This is a genomic window from Sphingopyxis sp. GW821-FHT12C06 (genome assembly GCF_058807415.1).
Genome location: NZ_JBXAQR010000003.1, coordinates 38719 through 57661 on the forward strand (window position 1 = coordinate 38719; position 18943 = coordinate 57661).

Here is an 18943-nt window from a genome sequence, read left to right on the forward strand (position 1 = left end):
GCGCGATCAACGCGTCATGCCACCCGGACGTAACGGCAGTTCAACCAGCGGAGCAAATGTGGTCCAACAATTTACCCCCCGCCAGCGCAAGGTGCGCATTCTGGCGACCCTTGGCCCCGCGAGCGCAACCCCCGAGATGATCGCCGCGCTGCACCGCGCCGGCGCCGACGCCTTTCGCGTCAATATGAGCCACGGCGATCACGCCGGTCACGCCAAGGTGATCGCGGCGATCCGCGCGCTCGAAAAGGGTACCGGCCGCCCGACGACGATCCTCGTCGATCTGCAGGGGCCGAAATTGCGCGTCGGCGCGTTCAAGGATGGGCCGGTCGAGCTGGTGAAGGGCGCGCTCTTCACGCTCGATACCGACACGGTGCCGGGCGATGTGACGCGCGTTCACTTGCCGCACCCCGAGCTTTTTGCGGCGGCCGAGGCGGGCACGCGCCTGCTGATTGACGATGGCAAGCTGGTGCTGCGCGTCCAGAGCGTCAGCGCGAACAGGATCGAGACGGTGGTCGAGGTCGGCGGCAAGATTTCGGACCGCAAGGGGGTCAACGTCCCCGACGTCGTCGTTCCGCTCGCGGCGTTGACCGAAAAGGACCGCAAGGACCTGACCTTCGCGCTCGAACAGCATGTCGACTGGGTCGCGCTGTCGTTCGTGCAGCGGCCCGAGGATGTCGCCGAAGCGCGGCGGCTGATCGGCGGCAAGGCAGCGCTGCTCGTGAAATTCGAAAAGCCCGCGGGCGTCCAGCGGCTCGAAGAGATTTTGGAGCTCGCCGACGCCGCGATGGTCGCGCGCGGCGATCTGGGGGTCGAATTGCCCCCCGAAGCCGTGCCGCCGCTGCAAAAGCGCATCGTCGCGACCGCGCGGCGGATGGGCAAGCCCGTCGTCGTCGCGACCCAGATGCTCGAATCGATGATCGTCTCGCCCTCGCCGACGCGCGCCGAAGTGTCCGACGTCGCGACCGCCATTTATGACGGCGCCGATGCGATCATGCTGTCGGCCGAAACTGCGGCGGGTGCTTGGCCGGTCGAGGCGGTGACGATGATGGACAGTATTGCGCGCTCGGTCGAAAGCGATCCCGATTATTATCGGCGGCTGCATTTCACCGAAACCCTGCCCGATGCGACGACCGCCGATGCGCTCGCCGAAGCGGCGGGCGGCATCATCGGGACGATCGATGCCGACGCGATCATTTGTTTCACCGCATCGGGTTCGACCGCGCGCCGCGTCGCGCGCGAACGACCGGGCGCGCCCCTGCTCGTGCTGACGCCGAAGCGCGAGGCAGCGCGGCGGCTTGGACTCCTGTGGGGTGCGCATGCCGTCCCGACCAAGGATATCGGCAGCTTTGAAGAAATGATCGCCAAGGGCAAGCGCATGGCGCTGCGCCACGGCATCGGCCGTGCGGGCGCCAAGCTGGTGATGATGGCGGGGGTTCCGTTCGGTACGCCGGGGTCGACCAACGTGCTCCACGTCGCGACGCTGACCGGAGACGAACTGCGCGACTACGCGGATTGACTCAGTCTGGCACAAGAGTTTCCGGCCGATTCAGAAAATTTCCGGGGTGATTCAGAACGGGACGTTCAAAAATGGTAAATGCTCTTTGCACCATTGACGCGGAGCGGCATAGTTGGTGGATGTAGTGCGTCGGACCCGCATCGGGGGATCGGCATTGCAAGTCCGGAGGTCCAGCCCGCGTGTCCGCACCGTTTCGTTTCCCGCGCTTCTTCGTGACCAGCCCGGCGCCTTGCCCGTATCTGGCGGGCAAGACCGAGCGCAAGGTGTTCACCGAACTGAGCGGCAATAATGCGAACGAGCTGAACGATGCGTTGGGCCGTATCGGGTTCCGGCGCAGCCAGTCGGTCGCTTATCGCCCGAGCTGCGCCGATTGCTCGGCCTGCGTGTCGGTGCGCGTTTGTGCGAGCGAATATGCGCCGAGCAATTCGCAGAAGCGCACTCTGCGTCGCAACGGCGATCTCGTCGCCACCGCCTGCAAGCCCTGGGCGACCGAAGAGCAATATGCGCTGCTGCGCTCCTATCTCGGGTCGCGCCATCCCAATGGCGGGATGGCTGATATGGACGAACAGGATTTCGCCGACATGGTCGAACAGACCCCGGTCGACAGCCATATGATCGAATATCGCGAACCGTCAGTGGATGGTGCTCCGGGCCGCCTCGTCGGTTGCTGCCTGACCGATCGCCAGGGCGACGGCCTGTCGATGATCTACAGCTTCTTCGATGCCCACCATCCGCTGCGCGAGGGGCTGGGTACCTATATCATCGCCGACCATGTGCTGCGCGCCGCCAAGGCTGGACTTGCCTATGTCTATCTGGGCTATTGGATCGAAGGGTCGTCGCGGATGGCGTATAAGGCGCGCTTCCGTCCGCTTGAGCGCCTTGGTCCCGACGGCTGGTCGCGTTTCGAGCCTGTCGCGTCGGATCGCATCGCGGAGATATTCGAACTCGCCTGAAGCGTCGCCAGAATATCTCGACCACCATTGACCTTGCCCCGCTTTCAAGGGCATAGCTTCTCACCCAGGACATAAGTCCGGGTCGCATCCATTGTGATCTCGCCGGGGGGCTGGCGAAGGGGGGATAGGGATGCCTAAGTGCAATCTTTTCAACAGCATGGCAGCCGCTTTGGCTGAGCGCTTCGGCAATCGGAGTCTGCGCGCATGAGCGAGCCGGTCAAGGTCGCGATCATCGGTTCGGGGCCTGCGGGGCTCAGCGCCGCGTCGCGCGCCGCGCAGCTTGGGCTGAGCCATGTCCTGCTCGAAAAGACCGACCATCTGTCCGACACCATCTATAAATATCAAAAGGGCAAGCATGTCATGGCGACGCCCAATCGCCTCGACCTGCGCTCCGACTGCCGTTTCGACGAGGGCGCGCGCGAGACGATCCTTGGCATCTGGGACGAGGATGCCGCTGCCAACAAGATCAGCGTCGCCTATCACGCCGAAGTCGTCGAGGTGACGGGCGCGAAGGGCGCGTTCCAGATCAAGACCGCGAAGGGCGATGTCATCGTCGCCGAGCATATCGTCCTCGCGATCGGGACGCAGGGCAATCCGAACCGGATGCGCTGCCCCGGAAACGATCTGCCGCACATCATCTATACCGTCGACGACCCCGAAGATTTCAAGGACAAGCATATCACCGTCGTCGGATCGGGCGATGCGGGGATCGAAAACGCGCTCGGCGTCGCCGAAGAAGCGCTCGAAAACACGGTCACCATCCTCAACCGATCCAAGGATTTCGCGCGCGCCAAGCCGAAGAATGTGTCCGACATGATGGAGGCGGGCGAAAACGGCTCGATGAGCATTCGGACCGAGACCCAGCCCAAGCTGGTTGAACCCGGCTGGCTGACGCTCGAAACCCCAACGGGCGACGAGAAGATCGAATGCGACGTCATTGTCGCGCGCCTCGGTTCGGTCGCGCCGCGCGGCTTCGTCGAATCGATGGGGATCGAGTTCACGGGGCCCGACCGCGAAGCCTTTCCGAAGCTGTCGCCGACGTTCGAGACGACGGTGCCCGGCATCTATGTCATCGGTGCGCTCGCGGGCTATCCGCTGATCAAGCATTGCATGAATCAGGGCTATGACGTCGTCGAGTTTCTGAACGGCAATCAGGCGCTGACCCCCGCCGACGAAAAGGATCTGGCAGCGATCTTCGCGGGCTTGCCGCAGCAGAAGTCGGTCAGCGAATGGCTGGAATTTCTGCGCACGCGCATTCGCATCTTCGCCGATGTCTCGCCGCTGCAGATGCGCGAATTCATGCTCGATTCGAAGGTTGCATTTTATCGCACCGGCGACGTCGTGTTCGAAAAGGACGAGCCGGGCTCGTCTCTCTTCGCGATCGCCGACGGGCAAGCGCTGGTCGAAGTCGCGCCCGGCGTTACCGTTCCGATCGAAGAGGGTTCGATCTTCGGCGAAGTCGGTCTGATCTCGGGCCGCAAGCGCGGCGCGACGATCCGCGCGGGCGCCGACAGCATCTTCGTCGAAGTATCGCGCACCGCGGCGCTGAAACTGATGGGATCGGTTCCGGGCGCCAAGCGCGTGATCAACCGCATCTCGCTCGAGCGCCAGCTGCTTCAGATTTTCAAGGGCGGCCTGACGGTCGAGGATCTGGCGCCGGTCGTCGACGATGCCGAGGTGATCCGCGTCCCCGCGGGCAAGGTCGTGCTTCAGGAGGGCGACGCGGGCGACGACGTCTATGTCATCCGGTCGGGATCGATGGTCGTCGAAAAGGATATCGGCGGCAAACCGATCTTCCTGCGCTATCTGCCCGCCGGCAGCTATTTCGGCGAAATGGCGGTGCTCAGCGGCGCGCCGCGCAATGCCACGGTCAAGGCCGCGGTCGGCAGCGAGGTCATCAAGCTGACCGGCGCGGGCTTCAAGGCGATGCTCGCGGCGCGGCCGCAGGTGCGCGAGGCGACCGAGAAAGCCGTCGCCGAGCGCGCGCAGATGAACAGCTTCATCGAATCACGCAAGGCGAGCTATTCGAGCGCGGTCGATCTCTATTCGGACACCGCGACCTTCATCATGAAGGAGGGGTTGGGCGAGGCGACCGACGCGCTGCTGATCGACGAAAATCTGTGCGTCGGCTGCGACAATTGCGAAAAGGCGTGCGCCGACAGCCATGAAGGCCTGTCGCGGCTCGACCGCGAGGCGGGCAAGACCTTCGCGCATCTTCATGTGCCGACCAGTTGCCGCCACTGCGAGCATCCGCATTGCATGGCCGACTGCCCGCCGAATGTGATCCATCGCGGCCCCGACGGCGAAGTATTCATGGAGGAAGGCTGCATCGGTTGCGGCAACTGCATGCGCAACTGCCCCTATGGCGTGATCCGCATGGAGGCGGCGCCGCCCGAGAAGCCCAGCCTGCTGCGCTGGCTGCTCACCGGGTTCGGCCCCGGCCCGGGCGAGCCTTCGCCCAAATGGACCAAGGCGAATATGCCCGAGGGCAAGAAGCCCAAGAAAATCGCGGTGAAGTGCGATATGTGCAAGGGCATATCGGGCGGTCCCGCTTGCGTTCGCGCGTGCCCGACCGGCGCGGCGATCCGCGTCTCGCCCGAGGAATTTCTGTCGATCGCGCGGCTCGAAGAGGATGCCGGCTGATGGCGTCGCTCTTCCAACGCCGCCGTAACAAGGCGACCCAGACCGAGCGGATTCGCGAGCGGCGCCATGAAGGCTTTCTGCGCCACGCCGATTTCCGCTGGGCAAAGATTTCGGGCGGGCTCTGCCTGCTGGTCATCGTCAGCTATGCACTGGTCGATGTCACGCCGCGGCACAATGGCGGCAGCTGGTATGGCTATACGCTCGGCACGATTGGCGCCGGACTGATCCTCTGGCTCACTGCGCTTGGCTATCGCAAGCGCAAGATGACGAGCACCGCCTGGTCGCTGAAGGCGTGGACCTCGGCGCATGTCTATCTCGGACTCAGCCTGATCGTCATCGGCACCTGGCACACCGGGTTTCAGCTTGGTTGGAACGTCCACACCCTCGCATGGGCGCTGATGATGCTGGTGATCCTCTCGGGGCTTTATGGCGTCATCGCCTATGCGACCTTGCCCAAGGCGCTGTCGAATAACCGCGATGAAATGACGCAGATGCAGATGCTCGAGGCGATCCGCGCCTTCGACCGGCAATTGCACGCGGCGGCGCAGCCGCTGACGCCTGAAGATACCGCGCCAGTGCTCGCGGCGCTCGAGGAAGACCCGTTTGCGGGCAGCATCCGCGCGCGCCTGTCGGGGCGCTATCCCGGGTGCGCGACCGCCGCTGCGCTTCGCACCCTGTCGGCGTCGCGCAGCAGCGATGCCGAGGCGCGCGAAAAGGTCGTCGGCCTGTTGTCGCAAAAGGAAGCGGCGCTGACGCGGCTGCGCAAGCATCTGCGGATTCGCGGGCTGCTCGAAATCTGGCTTTATGTGCATGTGCCGCTGACCTTCGCGCTGATCGCGGCGCTGTCGGCGCATATCATCAGCGTCTTTTTCTACTGGTAAGGCGGGGAGGGGAAATATGAGCTTCATCCTGCGCCGCATTTCGACGACGAAAACCGGCAAGCAAATCATCCGCGATCAGGCGCTGCCCGGCGATGTGATCACGCTGGGCCGTGACGGCAGCAACATCATCCATATCGCCGATCTGGCGGTGAACCCGCAGCATGCGACGATCACGAGCAAGGACGGCCGCCATGTGCGCGTCGTGGCGCAGGAGGGGTTGGGCTTCGACCTCAACGGCCGCACCCATGACGTCGCCGACATCGACAGCGCCGCGGGCGGCGAACTGCGCTTTGGCGGGCACCGGCTGACGATCGCGCGCGAGGGTGAGAATATCATCCTGCTCGTCGAGCGGATCGACGATGTGTCGCAATCGTCGAAGGATGTCGACGAGGTAAAGGCCTTTTCGCTGCAGGGCGTGATGATCGGTAAGCGCGTCGGAGCATGGGCGTTCGGCCTGCTGATGCTGCTCGCCTTCCTGATCGGGCCGATCTGGGCGTGGCACAGCTATAAGAATGTCGACGAGCGCCCCGACGGTTATCATGCCGACAGCGCTTGGCTTTCGGGCGATTTGTCGAGCGCGCACGCCAGCCTGAAGAAGGATTGCCAGTCGTGTCATGTCGAGCCGTTCGTGGCGGTGACCGACAAGGCGTGCGTGGGCTGTCACACCGGCGAGCATAAGGCGATGAGCATGGCGCATGCCAATGCGCCGACCGCGATGCTGCTCGCCGCGCGCCACCCACCGGGGGTGGGCGAACGGATTCTCGAGGGCTTCGCCAAGACCTTCAACAAACCGCAGGGGCGCTGCGTCGATTGCCATACCGAGCATGAGGGCGCTGGGCCGATGCCCGCGACGCCGCAGAAATTCTGCGCCGACTGTCATGACGGCATGTCGGCGCGGCTCAAGACCGCGGGGCATCCGACGACGCTCGCCGACGCTGCCGATTTTGGCACCGGGCATCCCGAATTCCGCCCGCTCGTTCGCGCGGCGCTGGGCGCGAAGCCGACCCGTGCGATGCCGGGCAAGGCCGTGCGCGATTTCGGTGGCCTGAAATTCCCGCACGACATGCATTTGCAGGCGACCGGCGGGGTTGCGCGCATGGCGGCGAGTTTCCGCGGCCGCTATGATTTCGGGCAAAAGCTTGAGTGCAGCAATTGCCACAAGCCCGAAGCCGACGGCGTGCGGATCAAGCCGGTCGAGATGCAACGCGACTGCGCGATGTGCCACAGCCTCGCCTTCGAAACCGTCGGCGGTGTGACGCGAACATTGCGCCACGGCGAGCCCGATCAGGTCGTCGCCGACCTCACCGCTTACTATCGTTCGACCCCGCCGACGCGGCCGCTCCAGCTTGGCGGAATGGAGCGGCGGCGCCCCGGCGCTTATGCCGAGGGCCAGGTCTATAATATCTATTTCCGCGAGGTTGCGGTGCGTCCGAACCGCGCCGCAGATGCGGTGCGCGCGGTCTTCTCAAAGGGCGGCGCCTGTTACGACTGCCACACCGTCGTTGCGCCGCAGGCGGGCAATGGCTGGCGCGTGACGCCGGTGATCCAGACCCAGCGCTTCCTGCAAAAGGGCTGGTTCGATCATGACGCGCACAAGGAAACCGACTGCGCCGACTGCCACACCAGCGCGACTGGCTCGAAGCAGTCGAGCGACCTGCTCGTGCCCGGGCTGCGCCAGTGCCGTGATTGCCATGTCGGCGAAACCGGGGCGCGGCTGGTCAAGGTCAAAACCGCGACTGAATCGCCGTGCGCGATGTGCCATGAATATCACTCGGATGGCGGAAAACCGTGGATGCCGTCGCGCCAGCGCAAGAAAAATGTGACCGCGATCACAGATCGTCCGCAGCGCGGCGCTTATGATGTGAGCCTGATCACAGGCCCCGAACGGCAGGGGCTTTATGAGGTGACGTGGCGCGCACCGGCGCTGAACGGCGCGAGGCGAGGTGGATGATGACAATGGGGCGGCTGGGACGAGGCGGCTGGAGCAGGGGACGCACATGCTGATCGCCCAGATCACCGATCTGCATATCGGGTTCGATCCCGACAATCCGGCGGAATATAATCGCAAGCGGCTCGACGAAGTGCTCGACGTGCTGATCGACGGACCGAACCGCCCCGACCTGCTGCTCGCGACCGGCGACATCAGCGACCGCGGTGACCCCGACAGCTATCGCCGCCTCGCCACCGCCTTTTCGCGCTGTCCCTTTCCGGTGTGGCCGAGCGTCGGCAACCATGATTTGCGCGACAATTTCCACGACCGTTTTCCGGGTTTCGACGACGGAAACGGCTTCGTTCAATACACAATCGAGCTTCCCGAGCTCAGGCTGGTGACGATCGATACGCTCGAGGAAGGCCGCCACGGCGGCGCTTTCTGCGACGTCCGCGCCGCCTGGCTAGAGGCCGAACTCCAGAAACTGCCCCACAAGCCGACCTACATAATCATGCACCATCCGCCGATCGAAAGTGGGATCGAGTGGATGAACACCCATGCGGATGAACCCTGGGTCGCGACCTTCACCAATGTCGTTCGCCGGCATCCCCAGGTGCGCGGGTTGATTTGCGGTCATCTTCACCGCAGCGTCACGGTGGCATGGGAAGGGCGCACGATTGCCATTTGCTCGTCGACGGCACCGCAGGTCGCCCTCGACCTCCGCCCGATCGACGAAAACCGTCCCGATGATCGCCCGATGATCGTCGCCGAAGACCCCGCCTACGCGCTCCACCGTTGGAACGGGCGCGAACTGGTCAGCTTTTACGACCATGCCGGCGCGCACACGATGCTTGCCAAATATGACGCGAATTTGCAGCCGCTAGTGCGCGAATTGAAAGCCGAGCGGCCGGGTTAGTAACCCAGCGTCAGGTCGACCAGCGGCGCGACGGTTTCGCCCTTGTGCCAGCGGTCCAGATTTTCGAGGAAGCGTTCGGCCGATCGCACGAACATCTTGTCCTGCGCGCGGCCCGACAGGTGCATGGTGATGTGGGCGTTGTCGAGGCTCCATAGCGGATTGTCGGCGGGCAGCGGTTCGGGGGTGGTGACGTCGAGAAAGGCCGCGGCGATGCTCTGGCTGTTCAGGGCTTCGACCAGCGCATCCTGATCGACCACCGCGCCGCGGGCGATGTTGATGAGTGTCGCGCTCGGCTTCATCGCCGCGAGTTCGGCGGCGCCGATCATGCCGTCGGTTTCGGGGGTCGCGGGGACCGCGAGGATCACCCAGTCGAAATCGCCGAGCCTTTCGCGCCACTGGTCGGGGGTGAGTGTGTTCGGGCCGGGCGAGCGGCGGACGACGGTGACGTCGACGGCAAAAGCCTTCAACCGTTCTTCGACGAGTTTGCCGATCGCGCCATAGCCGAGCAGCAGCGCCTTCGATCCGAACAGCTCAACCTTGCCCGGCGAATCGATGAGCCACTCGCGGCGTTCCTGCGCGCGCACGACCTCGCGATAGCCCTTGGCAACGGTCAGCATTCCCATCACGACATATTCGGCGATGGTGATCGCGTTGATCCCGGCGCCGTTGGTCACCACCGTGTCGCGTTCGCGCAACAGCTCGAGCGGCATGCCGTCGACCCCGGCATAGATCGAATTGAGCCATTTGAGTTGCGTCGCGGCGCTGATGACGGCGCCCATGTCCTTCTTGTCGTACATGTCGAACCAGCCGATCTCGGCGGTGGGTGCGAGCGCCATCGCTTCCTCTTTCGACATGAAGAAACGCGGTTCGACCCAGTCGGGGAGGCGGCTTTCAACGAGCGGACGGATCAGGCCCGAAAGGACGGTGACGGTCTTGGTCATAGTTTTCCTACTGCTGAAATGCGTACCAGCCCGCCCAGGCGAGCGGAACAAGGCCGATCAGGTCGACAAGCGCGATGGTGCCGAGCGCGGCGGGGCGCCCGTAGGTGACGTAAAGTGCAAGGAAACTCAACATGCTGATCGCGGCGAGCAATGTCGCGAGCATGCGCCCGCCGGGATCGAAAGCCGCCCAAACGCAGGCGATGAGGACGGCAAAAAACAGCGCCGCGCGGTGGTGCATCAGCAGGAATATCGGGCTGTCCGGCGCGATTCCATAAAGCCGCGTGATCAGGGCCGGCCGGAATAGCGCCAGCGCCGGAACCAGATGGACAAGACCGACAAGGAGCCAGCAGATCAGTTGCGACATGCAACGAAGCTAGCATCCCGTGAAGCCGGGGCAAGCCCCTATATGGCGTCGAGCCGCCAGTCCCAGCCGAGCGGGTCGCCGTCCATCACCTCGACTCCCGCGCCGATGAGTTCATCGCGTAGCGCATCGGATGCGGCGAAATCCTTTGCCGCGCGGGCTTCCTTGCGACGTACAAGGATGGCCTCGATTTCGTCCTCGTTGATGGTTGCGGCTTTCGGACGCAGGCGCAGGTCGGAGCGCGAGATTGAGAGCAACTCAAGCCCCAACACCGCATCCATCATGGCGAGCGCGGCGCGCTTTTGCTCCGCGTCGATCTTTTTCATCGCCGCCGCTTCTTCGACCAGCGTCAACGCGACCGCCGTGCCGAGATCGTCCGACATGGCGGCATCGAATTTCGTCAGCAGGTCGGCGAGGCGACGGTCGGAAACCTCGGCCTCCTCGGTGTCGCGGACGGACGCGGCCGCCATCACCAGCCGCTTCAACCGCGTCAGCGCTGCGGCCAAGCCTTCCCACGAAAATTCCAGCTCGCTGCGATAGTGCGCCTGCAGGCACATCAGGCGATAGGCGAGGGGGTGATAGCCCCGGTCGACGAGCAGCTGCAGCCGCAGAAACTCGCCCGACGATTTGGACATCTTGCCGCCGCGATCGATCAGGAAATTATTGTGCATCCACAACCGCGCGCCCGAATGTTCGGCGTGATCGAGCCCGCCGCACCCGCGAAACGCCTGGTTCTGGGCGATCTCGTTGGGATGGTGGATCTCGCGGTGGTCGATGCCACCGGTGTGGATGTCGAACGGCATGCCGAGTTCGGCTTCGCCCATGACCGAGCATTCGAGGTGCCAGCCGGGCGCGCCGCGGCCCCAGGGGGAGTCCCATTCCATCTGCCGGGTTTCCCCCGCCGGGGTCTTGCGCCAGATCGCGAAATCGGCCGCGTGGCGCTTGCCATCGACCTCTTCGATCCGGCCTTCGCCTTCGTCGGTGACGGCGCGGGCGAGCCGTCCATAATCGGCCACGGTTGAAACGTCGAAATAGAGGCCGCTCTCAAGCTCGTAGCAATGCTTGTCGGCGATGCTTTTGGCGAATTCGATCATCCGGGCGACATAGTCGGTCGCCACCGTCCATTTGGCGGGATCGCGGACGTTCAGCCATTGCAGGTCGCGCTTGAACTCGGCGGTGTAAAAGGCCGCAATGTCCCACGCAGACTTGCCTTGCAGCGCGGCTGCCTTCTCCATCTTGTCGTCGCCGGCATCGGCGTCCGACGTCAGGTGGCCGACGTCGGTGATGTTGATAATGTGGCGCAGCTTATAGCCCTTGAACGCCAGCGTGCGGCCCAATGTGTCGGCAAAGACATAGGCGCGCATATTGCCGATGTGCTGGAAGTTATAGACCGTCGGCCCGCACGAATAGACACGGGCCTCACCCGTATGGACGGGCGTAAAATCCTCAAGGCTGCGCGTCAGGCTGTTGAACAGCCGGAGCGGTGCTGCGGAAGCGGAGGCATGGGCGTCGGTCATAGCCGTGCCCATGCCTTGCTGCGCCCGCCTGCGTCAACCCAAACGCGGGAGATCACTGTGCGGGCGGCGTCCACAGATCGTCGTTGCCCGCGCCGGTCACCGGATCGTCGAGCAGCGGCTCGCCGGTCAGCGGATCGATGTCGCGGACGGTGATCAGCGGGGTTGGCAGGTTGTTGCCTTCCCCCTCTTCGGCGTCGGGATCGGCGGGGTCGTCGACCACATCCTGCACCGGGAAGCTCGCTTCGGAGCCCGGCGAGAAGGTCATGCAGGCCCCGACACTCGTGATGAGGCAGCCGTTGAGCGTTGATCTCCGGTCGAAATTGCTGGCCGTGCCCGACGGCGCCGCGCCGGAGACGGTCAGGAAGGCCAGCGTGTCGAACCCGGTGGCCTGTCCCCCCGATGCGCTTAATTGAACGCCGTTGACGACGATCCGCGTCGATTGCCCTGCGGTCACGACATCGAGCCCGCCTGCGCCGAAGGTCATCCCGCGGCGTTCGGCAAAAGTCGTGCCGAGGCCGCTGTTCTGGACATAGAAGCCGCGGCCCGCATCGGCGCTGATGCCGCGTGCGAACAGCGCGCCTTCGTCGCTGGTCACGCCGTCATTCTCCGCCAGCCGTGTGTTGATTGCATCGGTCGTCGTCGCGGCGCGGACGTCGGCGATCGCCGCCAGTGTCGCGACGATGATCTCGTCCGAGGCCATGTTGAGCCGCCCGCCCGGTGCGTTGTTGGCGCCCGTCAGCCGGACCGAGCCCTGGCCCGAAATAACCTCCAGCGCCGTGTCGGCGAACAGGTTGAGCGCACTGGTATCGGACAGGCCGGTCAGTTGCACATTGCCGATCACCCGCGCTTTGCCCGGGGTCGCAATCGTCAGCGACCCATTGCCGCCGAGGTTCGATGCCGAATTGCCGCCTGTCATCGTGAAGCTGTCGATGATGACGTCGGTGTCTACCGGGGCACCCGACGCGGAGGTACCCGCGACGGGGCCCGCAATTCGGATATCGCTGCCGTAGAGGCGTGCCATTTCGTCGGCATCGATGTGATAGCCGCCCCGCGTGCCGGTGCCGCCGACGAAGGTCTGGCGGCTGCCGCCGTTGGTGATTTGCAGCACTGTCGTCACGCCGGGGGTGCCTGCGCGGCCATTGGCCCCAATGGTGATATCGCCCGACGTCAGCGCCATGGTGCGGCCGGTCACGGCGCCCGCCAGCGTCAGCATGCCGCCGGTCTGGGCGGTCAGCCCCTGGGTCGCAGCGACGCTGCCCAGCGTCATGCTGGTCCGCGCCGACAGGTCGACGCTGTTCGCGGTCAATTGCGAAATATTGACCGCACCATTGGACGAGGTCAGCGCGGCGCGGCCTGCGACCGTGCCGCTCGTCAGCGTGATGTCGCCACCATTGGTGACGACGGCATCTCCGGTGGTGGCGTTGAGCTGGTTGAAGACCAGATTTCCGCTGTTTCCGCCGCCGATCTGGATACTTTGGCCGCTCGCACTGACCGCGCCAGCCGAGGTGAGGCTGTTGACCGCGATCGCGCCGCCGGCGCTGTTCAGGCTGGTCGTCCCGCCGCTCGTCACGGTGCCGGCGGTCACGCCATTCGCACCGTCGATAACAATGTTCCGTCCGGCGGCGATCGGGGCGGTGGCCGACACGGTGCCGGTCGAAGCGACAATTATGTCGTCCGAAGCGCTCAGATTACCCAGCGTCGTATTGCCGCCCTGCGTGATGATGCTGCTGTCGCCGCCGGCCACGGTTCCGATCGTGAACCCGCTGCCCGACAAATAGCTGAGTTCGCGTGTATCGACGCCCGTGCCCGTCGTGCTGACATTCTGCGCGGTGATCGCTCCCGGTGCGCGAATTTCGACATCATCGCCCGCGGTGAAATTCGACAGGTTCGCAGTTGTGCCCGCGACGACGAGCAGATCCTCGCCCGCCGACCCGCCGGTGATCGTTACAGCCTGACCGGCGTTGACGCCGACCATGCGCGCTGCGCTGGCGCCGGTGAGCTGGGCGTTGCCCGCCGCATCGACGAACAAATTGCCCTCGGCGGTTGTGCCGTTCGGATCGACCCAGCCGCCGTTTGCGGCAACCGAGGTCGCGATCGTCACATTGCCCGCCGATCGCAGCTGGACGTTGCCGCCGGACGTAATGATGCTGCCGTTGATTCCTTCGGCCCCGGGCGCGGTGCCCGATGCGTTCAGGAAAACGCTGCCCGCCGCGCCGATGCTGTTGAAGGCGATCGACTGGCCATCGACCGCGACAAAGCCGCCCGCGGTCGAATTGCCGAGGTCGACTGCGCCCGGCGAGCTGACGATAATATCACCGCCGGTGATGATCGAATTGAGCCCGGTACGGAAGCTGCCAGCCGTCGCGGTGAAGTCATTGCTCGCTTCGGCATGTTCGACGCTCGCGGCGCCGGTCGTGTTGATAACGATATTGGTGCCGTCGAGCCGGTCGAGGGTGATCGTGCCATTGGGGCCAGTCACGGCGAGCGACAAGGTCGCGCCGGAGCCAAGCAGGCTGCCCGCCGCGCCGCTGATGCTGGTCCCGGCAGCGATCGTCAGCTCGTCGCCCGCCTGGATCGTCGGCGCGGTTCCGCTGCGCTGATCGTGGCGAATGTCGATCTGATCGGCGGCGTTCATGGTCAGGCCGGTCCCGGCGCTGACCGCGCCCGCGCCCTGCGCATAGACCCCGATCGAGCCGTCGGTTGTCAGCGACATATTGGCGGTGGTCGTGATCGTGCCACCGTTCGCGGCGAGGAAAATGCCTGTCGTCGCGCTGCCCGTGTCATTGTTGGTCGGCGGCGCGATGCCGGTCGCTGTCGCGTTCAGGCTGGCCATGGTGAGATTGCCACCGGCGCGCAGCTCGATGCGGCCGGCATTGTCGCCGTTGGCATTGATATTCGTGTCGCCGAGGCTGATCTGCCCGGTCGCTGCCTCAATCACCACACGGCCACCGGTCGTGGGCGTTGTTGTTCCACCGGCGCCGGGCGCGGCCGCACCGCCGCCGCCATTGCCGCCGGCGCCAGACGTGCCGTTGGCGACGATGTCGACGGGCGTGCCGTTCGAGGTGATCGTGCCGCCATTGGCGCGCAACAGGATGGTCCCGCCTTCGGCGGTACCGCCATTGCCGCCAGTACCGCCGGTGCCGCCCGCATTTTCATTGCTGGCACCGGTACCGCCGGTACCGCCGGTACCGGTGCTGCTCAGCAAAACGGGACCGCTGCTGCCGGACAGGAGGATAATTGTTGCGCCATTGTCGGCGCCGATTTCCAGCGTGCCGCCGCGGCCGTTGCCGCCCAGGCCTCCGACGGGTGCGACCGCCGGGTTTGCAAAAAAGGAGAGGCCGCCGCGGCCGCCCGCGCCGCCGATCGCATCGGTGGTGAAACTGACCTGTTCCATCGTGACATTGGCGTTGGTGCCATCGGCGCGTGCACGTGCGGTGCCGCCGAGGGCATTGCCGCCATTGCCGCCATTGCCGTCGGCGCCGTTGCCGCCTGCGCCGCCCTGCGCGCCGGCATCGAGCGTGACGGCGAGCGCCCCGGCGTCGAAACCATTGACGATTGCCTGGGCGGTGCCGCCGACCGCGTTACCGCCCGCGCCGCCGACATTGTGCGATCCGCCATCGCCGCCGACGCCGCGAGCGAAGCTGGCCGTGAGATCGGTGACATTGGCCGCTGCCGCGAGGCTGACCGTCGCGGTCCCGCCCTGGCCGTTACCGCCGCGTCCGCCGGACCCGATCCCTGTTGCCGCTGTCATGCCAAGGAAAGAGGAACTGCCGCCATTGCCGCCGGTGCCCGTCGCGTCGGCGATCATATTGCCGGAGGAAACCGTTCCGCTGATCAGGTTGATCGTTGCGGTGCCGCCGGTGCCATTGCCGCCGTCCCCGGTCGTCCCCGGTGCGATGCTTCCGCTGGAGAAGGGGAGGAAGTCGCCGCCCGCGCCGCCACCGCCGATTGCCGATGCGCCGATTGCGCTTGCGGTGACCGTCGCCGAGCCGTCGATGGTGATCGTCGCGGTGCCGCCCTGGCCCGCGCCGCCCCGCCCGCCCGCGACGGGATTGAGGGGGTCAATGTCATTGCCGGGCAAGCCGAAGCCACCGAAGCCATCCGCCGTCGCCGAGATGTCGGCAGCGCTGATCGTCCCGCCGAGCAGGTTGATCGTTGCTGTTCCGCCGATGCCGTCGCCCGATTGACCTGTTCCGACGTCGCCGGCGCCGTTGGCACTGACATTCAGATCGGTGATCGTTACGGTGCCGCCGGTCTGCGTAAAGGTCGCGGTTCCGCCCCGCCCCGTGCTGGTGCCGATCGCAGCGCCCTCGCCGTCGGCGGACAGTCGGATGGAACCGCCGGTCAGCGAGCCGCCCTGCATGTCGATGGTGATGATGCCACCGTGGCCGTTGCCTGTGGGATTGGGGAATGTGCCGGGCGGGACTTCGGCGATGATTTCGGAGTTGCCGTCGGCGGATGCGTTGAGCTGGCCGAAGTTGATCGCGCTGCTGTTCGATGCCCCGGCGACGGTCCGGACAAGGATCGATCCGCCGGTGCCGGTCACGATGTTGGGGCCGGGGACGGTCGCGCCGCCCGAAATGCCGCCCGCGATCAAAATATTGCCCGCCGAAAGGTCGATGCTCCCCGCATTGGCGATCAGGCGGATCGCGCCGCCGGTGGCCGAACTTCCGGCGCTGCTGACCCCGGCTACGGCGCCGACATCGAAGCGGTTGCCGAGGCTGCCCGTCGACAAAATCTGTCCGGCGTTGGACGCGAGCAGGTCGATGGTGCCGCCTTGCGCCGGGCCATTGTTGCCGCTGACATTGGCGACCGTTGCGCTGGCGTTGACGTCGAAACTGTCCGCGCTGATCGTGCCGCCGTCGGCGATGAAATCGACATTGCCGCCGGTTCGGCCGCCCGCGCTTTGTGGGATCTGGGGCGTGAAACGGCCACTCCGCACATCAACCTGCATCTGGCCTGCCGCGCTGATGGTGCCGCCGCTCGTTGCGCTGACCGTCACATCACCGCCGGTGCCGGTGCCGAAATTCTCACCGGGGAGGTCGTCGACATTGGCGGAAAGGGCAATACCGCCGCTGGCGTCGATCGCCGAACCATTGGCGGCGCTCAATGTGACGGTGCCTGCGCGCGCATTCCCCGATTGTCCGGTCGTGCCGCTGGGGCTGGTGCCGCTTCCGCCTTGCGCGATGGCGCTGAGCGTCAACTGGCTCGTTTGCAAAGTGACGCCGCCATTGACGGTGACCGTTGCCACGCCGCCCTGCGCGTCGCCGCCGGTGGTATTCTCGCTATTGCTCGCATCGCCGCCCTGTGCGCTGGCATCGAGGGAGAGAGTATCGAGCAATATCGTCGCGCTATTGTCGGCGTCGACGATCAGTTCTGCGCGTCCTCCCAATCCGTCGCCGCCGTTCCGGGCGTCGACGGGGGGAAAGGAGCCCTCGCCGTTGCCTTGCGCCACAATGGATGTGTTTGGGGATTCGAACGATGTGTTCGCCCCGCTGATGGAGATGCGCGCGGTGCCGCCCGTTCCATTGCCAGACTGAACGGGGCCGAATCCTCCACTGCCATTTGCGTCGATCGAAACATTGTTGGTCGCGCGGAAGCTTGCGCCATTGGAAACCGTGAGTGTTGCCGTGCCACCCTGCGCGTTGCCGCCCGTCGCGACGGAAATATTATTTGGTCCGAAGGCGGATGCGCTGATGGTAACGGCGCCAGTGTCCAGCACGGTGCCGGAATTGTTGACAGAAATGCTGGCCGTTCCGCCCTGTGCGTTTCCTGCCAGGCCATTTGTCCCGAAGTCGGCAACTGCGGTGGCGGACAGGGAGATGATCGGGGTTGTCACGGTGCCCCCGGTAATCGTCAGGCTGGCAGTCCCGCCCACGCTGTTGCCGGTCGCGGTGGCGGGCTGGCTCAAAGACGTGATCTGTAACAAATTGCCTGTCGACAGTGTCCCGCCGCTGACATTCACGGCAACATTGCCTGCCGCGCCGGGGGCGCCGTCTGACCGGACAGTCAGATTGCCTGTCGCACCGCCCTGCTGACCCGCGCCGATGGTCAGTGAAGCACCGGCGTCGCCGCTGAAGACCCCGTTGCCTTCGACGAAGATTCGTCCTGTTGACGACAGAGGCGGCGGCGATGCCGGTATCTGTTGCAGCGCTTCGCCGACAAAGGTGCCGCTTGCACGAGCGACCGTGCTGCTGCGGAACAGTGTGTCGTTGACGATGATATTGGCCGCGGTTGCGTTCGCGGGGTTCAAATTCTGTTCGCCAGCGGTGATATTGTAACCCGCCGACAGGCGCACGGCGCCGTCGGGATCGACCTGCGCCGATGACGCATCGTCATAACCGATCGTCCCCGACACCAGCATGGTCACCGCATCATTTTTGGGGATCGCCACCATATAGATGCGGCTCTGATCGCTATCGCCCTGCTGGTGTGCGGGACCGGTCGTGCTGCCCGTATGGGTGATGGCATTGCCGCCTTCGGCGCCGACGGTCACATTGATGTCGAACAACCCGCCGATGTTGCCGATGCGAATGTCGACCTGTTCGGCGGCGACATAGGCGGCCGATCCGTCGACGCGCACGGTGCCGGCTTGAATGACGCGGGGCGCGACCAAAGCGACGTAGGCGCTGCCTGCATTGATCGCATTGTTGGCGTTGATGGCGCCGTTCACTGTAATCGCGGAGGTGCTGCCCGATGCCCCGTTGAAACGGATCGTACGGCTGGGTCCGAACAAGCCGCCGGTGGTGTCGATGTTGTTGGTGGTCAGCACAAGGCTGCCAACATTGATGACGCCGGTGCTGCCGACCAGAATCCCGCCGGCGTTATAGAACCAGATGTTGCCGCCGCGCTGGCCCGAGGTGTTGGTATCGATGCTGTTGATGGTGCCGTTCAGCGCGATCTCGCGGCTCAGCGATCCGCCGCTGCCGTCGACGAAACGGTTGAGGACGGTGTAGTCGCCTTGGCCTGAGAAATGCCAGTTTTCACCGGTCGGAAGAAAGTCGATCGCGCCGCCGGTCGGCGCGGTGTCGGTCGGGGTCCAGTTGATGATGCTCTCGGTCCCACCAACGGTCACCGTAGTCGTATTGGTTCCCGTGTTGTCGCTGATCCCGCTCCCTGCGCCGCCGCCGCTGACGAATGCGCCGGTCCCGTTGACCTGCGCCAGCGCGGGTCCGCCAAAGGCGAGGGCGATCAGCCCCGCCGCGATCGCACAGCTTTCGAGCAGGCGCTCTTTGCCCTTGCGGTTCGATACGGGGGTTGCAGTGGCACGCATGACAGTCGTCCT

10 protein-coding genes are annotated in these 18943 nt (G+C 65.1%); 6 read left to right on the forward strand and 4 right to left on the reverse strand.

The genetic code is table 11. The features are described from left to right. The first annotated feature begins 58 nt into the window (after positions 1-58). The 6 genes from pyk to AC1RRJ_RS09450 all read left to right on the forward strand — a co-directional run bounded on the left by pyk (position 59) and on the right by AC1RRJ_RS09450 (position 8839). Positions 59-1516 (forward strand): pyruvate kinase, encoded by a 1458-nt coding sequence (gene pyk, locus AC1RRJ_RS09425; RefSeq protein ID WP_493121927.1) that lies wholly within the window; start codon positions 59-61, stop codon positions 1514-1516. A gap of 179 nt (positions 1517-1695) precedes the next feature. After that, a complete protein-coding gene (locus tag AC1RRJ_RS09430) occupies positions 1696-2469 on the forward strand; it encodes an arginyltransferase (protein WP_493121929.1) in 774 nt (257 codons plus the stop codon). 204 nt (positions 2470-2673) lie between these two features. Beyond that, a complete protein-coding gene (locus AC1RRJ_RS09435; protein ID WP_493121931.1) occupies positions 2674-5112 on the forward strand; it encodes an NAD(P)-binding domain-containing protein in 2439 nt (812 codons plus the stop codon). Further along, entirely contained in the window at positions 5112-5993 is an 882-nt protein-coding gene (locus AC1RRJ_RS09440; protein WP_493121933.1) for a hypothetical protein, read from the forward strand. Before AC1RRJ_RS09435 ends, AC1RRJ_RS09440 begins: the two co-directional genes overlap by 1 nt. A 16-nt stretch (positions 5994-6009) precedes the next feature. After that, positions 6010-7944, forward strand: a complete 1935-nt coding sequence (locus AC1RRJ_RS09445) for a cytochrome c3 family protein (RefSeq protein ID WP_493121935.1) — start codon at positions 6010-6012, stop codon at positions 7942-7944. A 46-nt stretch (positions 7945-7990) separates the two neighbouring features. Continuing rightward, positions 7991-8839, forward strand: a complete 849-nt coding sequence (locus AC1RRJ_RS09450; RefSeq protein ID WP_493121937.1) for a metallophosphoesterase — start codon at positions 7991-7993, stop codon at positions 8837-8839. Here the strand turns inward: AC1RRJ_RS09450 and AC1RRJ_RS09455 are convergent. Genes AC1RRJ_RS09455 through AC1RRJ_RS09470 form a run of 4 tightly spaced genes read right to left on the reverse strand, consistent with a single transcriptional unit; the run spans position 8836 to position 18931 of the window. Then, on the reverse strand, positions 8836-9780 hold the full coding sequence (locus AC1RRJ_RS09455) for a D-2-hydroxyacid dehydrogenase (RefSeq protein ID WP_493121939.1): 945 nt from the start codon (positions 9778-9780) through the stop codon (positions 8836-8838). The two genes, AC1RRJ_RS09450 and AC1RRJ_RS09455, sit on opposite strands and share 4 nt — an antisense overlap. Positions 9781-9787: 7 nt before the next feature. Continuing rightward, on the reverse strand, positions 9788-10144 hold the full coding sequence (locus tag AC1RRJ_RS09460; protein WP_493121941.1) for a hypothetical protein: 357 nt from the start codon (positions 10142-10144) through the stop codon (positions 9788-9790). Between the two features lie 38 nt (positions 10145-10182). After that, positions 10183-11658 (reverse strand): cysteine--tRNA ligase, encoded by a 1476-nt coding sequence (gene cysS / locus AC1RRJ_RS09465; protein WP_493121943.1) that lies wholly within the window; start codon positions 11656-11658, stop codon positions 10183-10185. 52 nt (positions 11659-11710) lie between these two features. Further along, the gene (locus AC1RRJ_RS09470; protein WP_493121945.1) at positions 11711-18931 is read right to left on the reverse strand and encodes a hypothetical protein; all 7221 of its coding nucleotides are present in this window, start codon (positions 18929-18931) and stop codon (positions 11711-11713) included. Positions 18932-18943 lie beyond the last annotated feature (12 nt).

Bases quoted from the DNA above. Each gene is read 5' to 3' on its own strand.
- AC1RRJ_RS09435 (WP_493121931.1), top strand. From the start codon at position 2,674: ATGAGCGAGCCGGTCAAGGTCGCGATCATCGGTTCGGGGCCTGCGGGG.
- AC1RRJ_RS09440 (WP_493121933.1), top strand. From the start codon at position 5,112: ATGGCGTCGCTCTTCCAACGCCGCCGTAACAAGGCGACCCAGACCGAG.
- AC1RRJ_RS09445 (WP_493121935.1), top strand. From the start codon at position 6,010: ATGAGCTTCATCCTGCGCCGCATTTCGACGACGAAAACCGGCAAGCAA.
- AC1RRJ_RS09450 (WP_493121937.1), top strand. From the start codon at position 7,991: ATGCTGATCGCCCAGATCACCGATCTGCATATCGGGTTCGATCCCGAC.
- AC1RRJ_RS09455 (WP_493121939.1), bottom strand. From the start codon at position 9,780: ATGACCAAGACCGTCACCGTCCTTTCGGGCCTGATCCGTCCGCTCGTT.
- AC1RRJ_RS09460 (WP_493121941.1), bottom strand. From the start codon at position 10,144: ATGTCGCAACTGATCTGCTGGCTCCTTGTCGGTCTTGTCCATCTGGTT.
- cysS (WP_493121943.1), bottom strand. From the start codon at position 11,658: ATGACCGACGCCCATGCCTCCGCTTCCGCAGCACCGCTCCGGCTGTTC.
- AC1RRJ_RS09470 (WP_493121945.1), bottom strand. From the start codon at position 18,931: ATGCGTGCCACTGCAACCCCCGTATCGAACCGCAAGGGCAAAGAGCGC.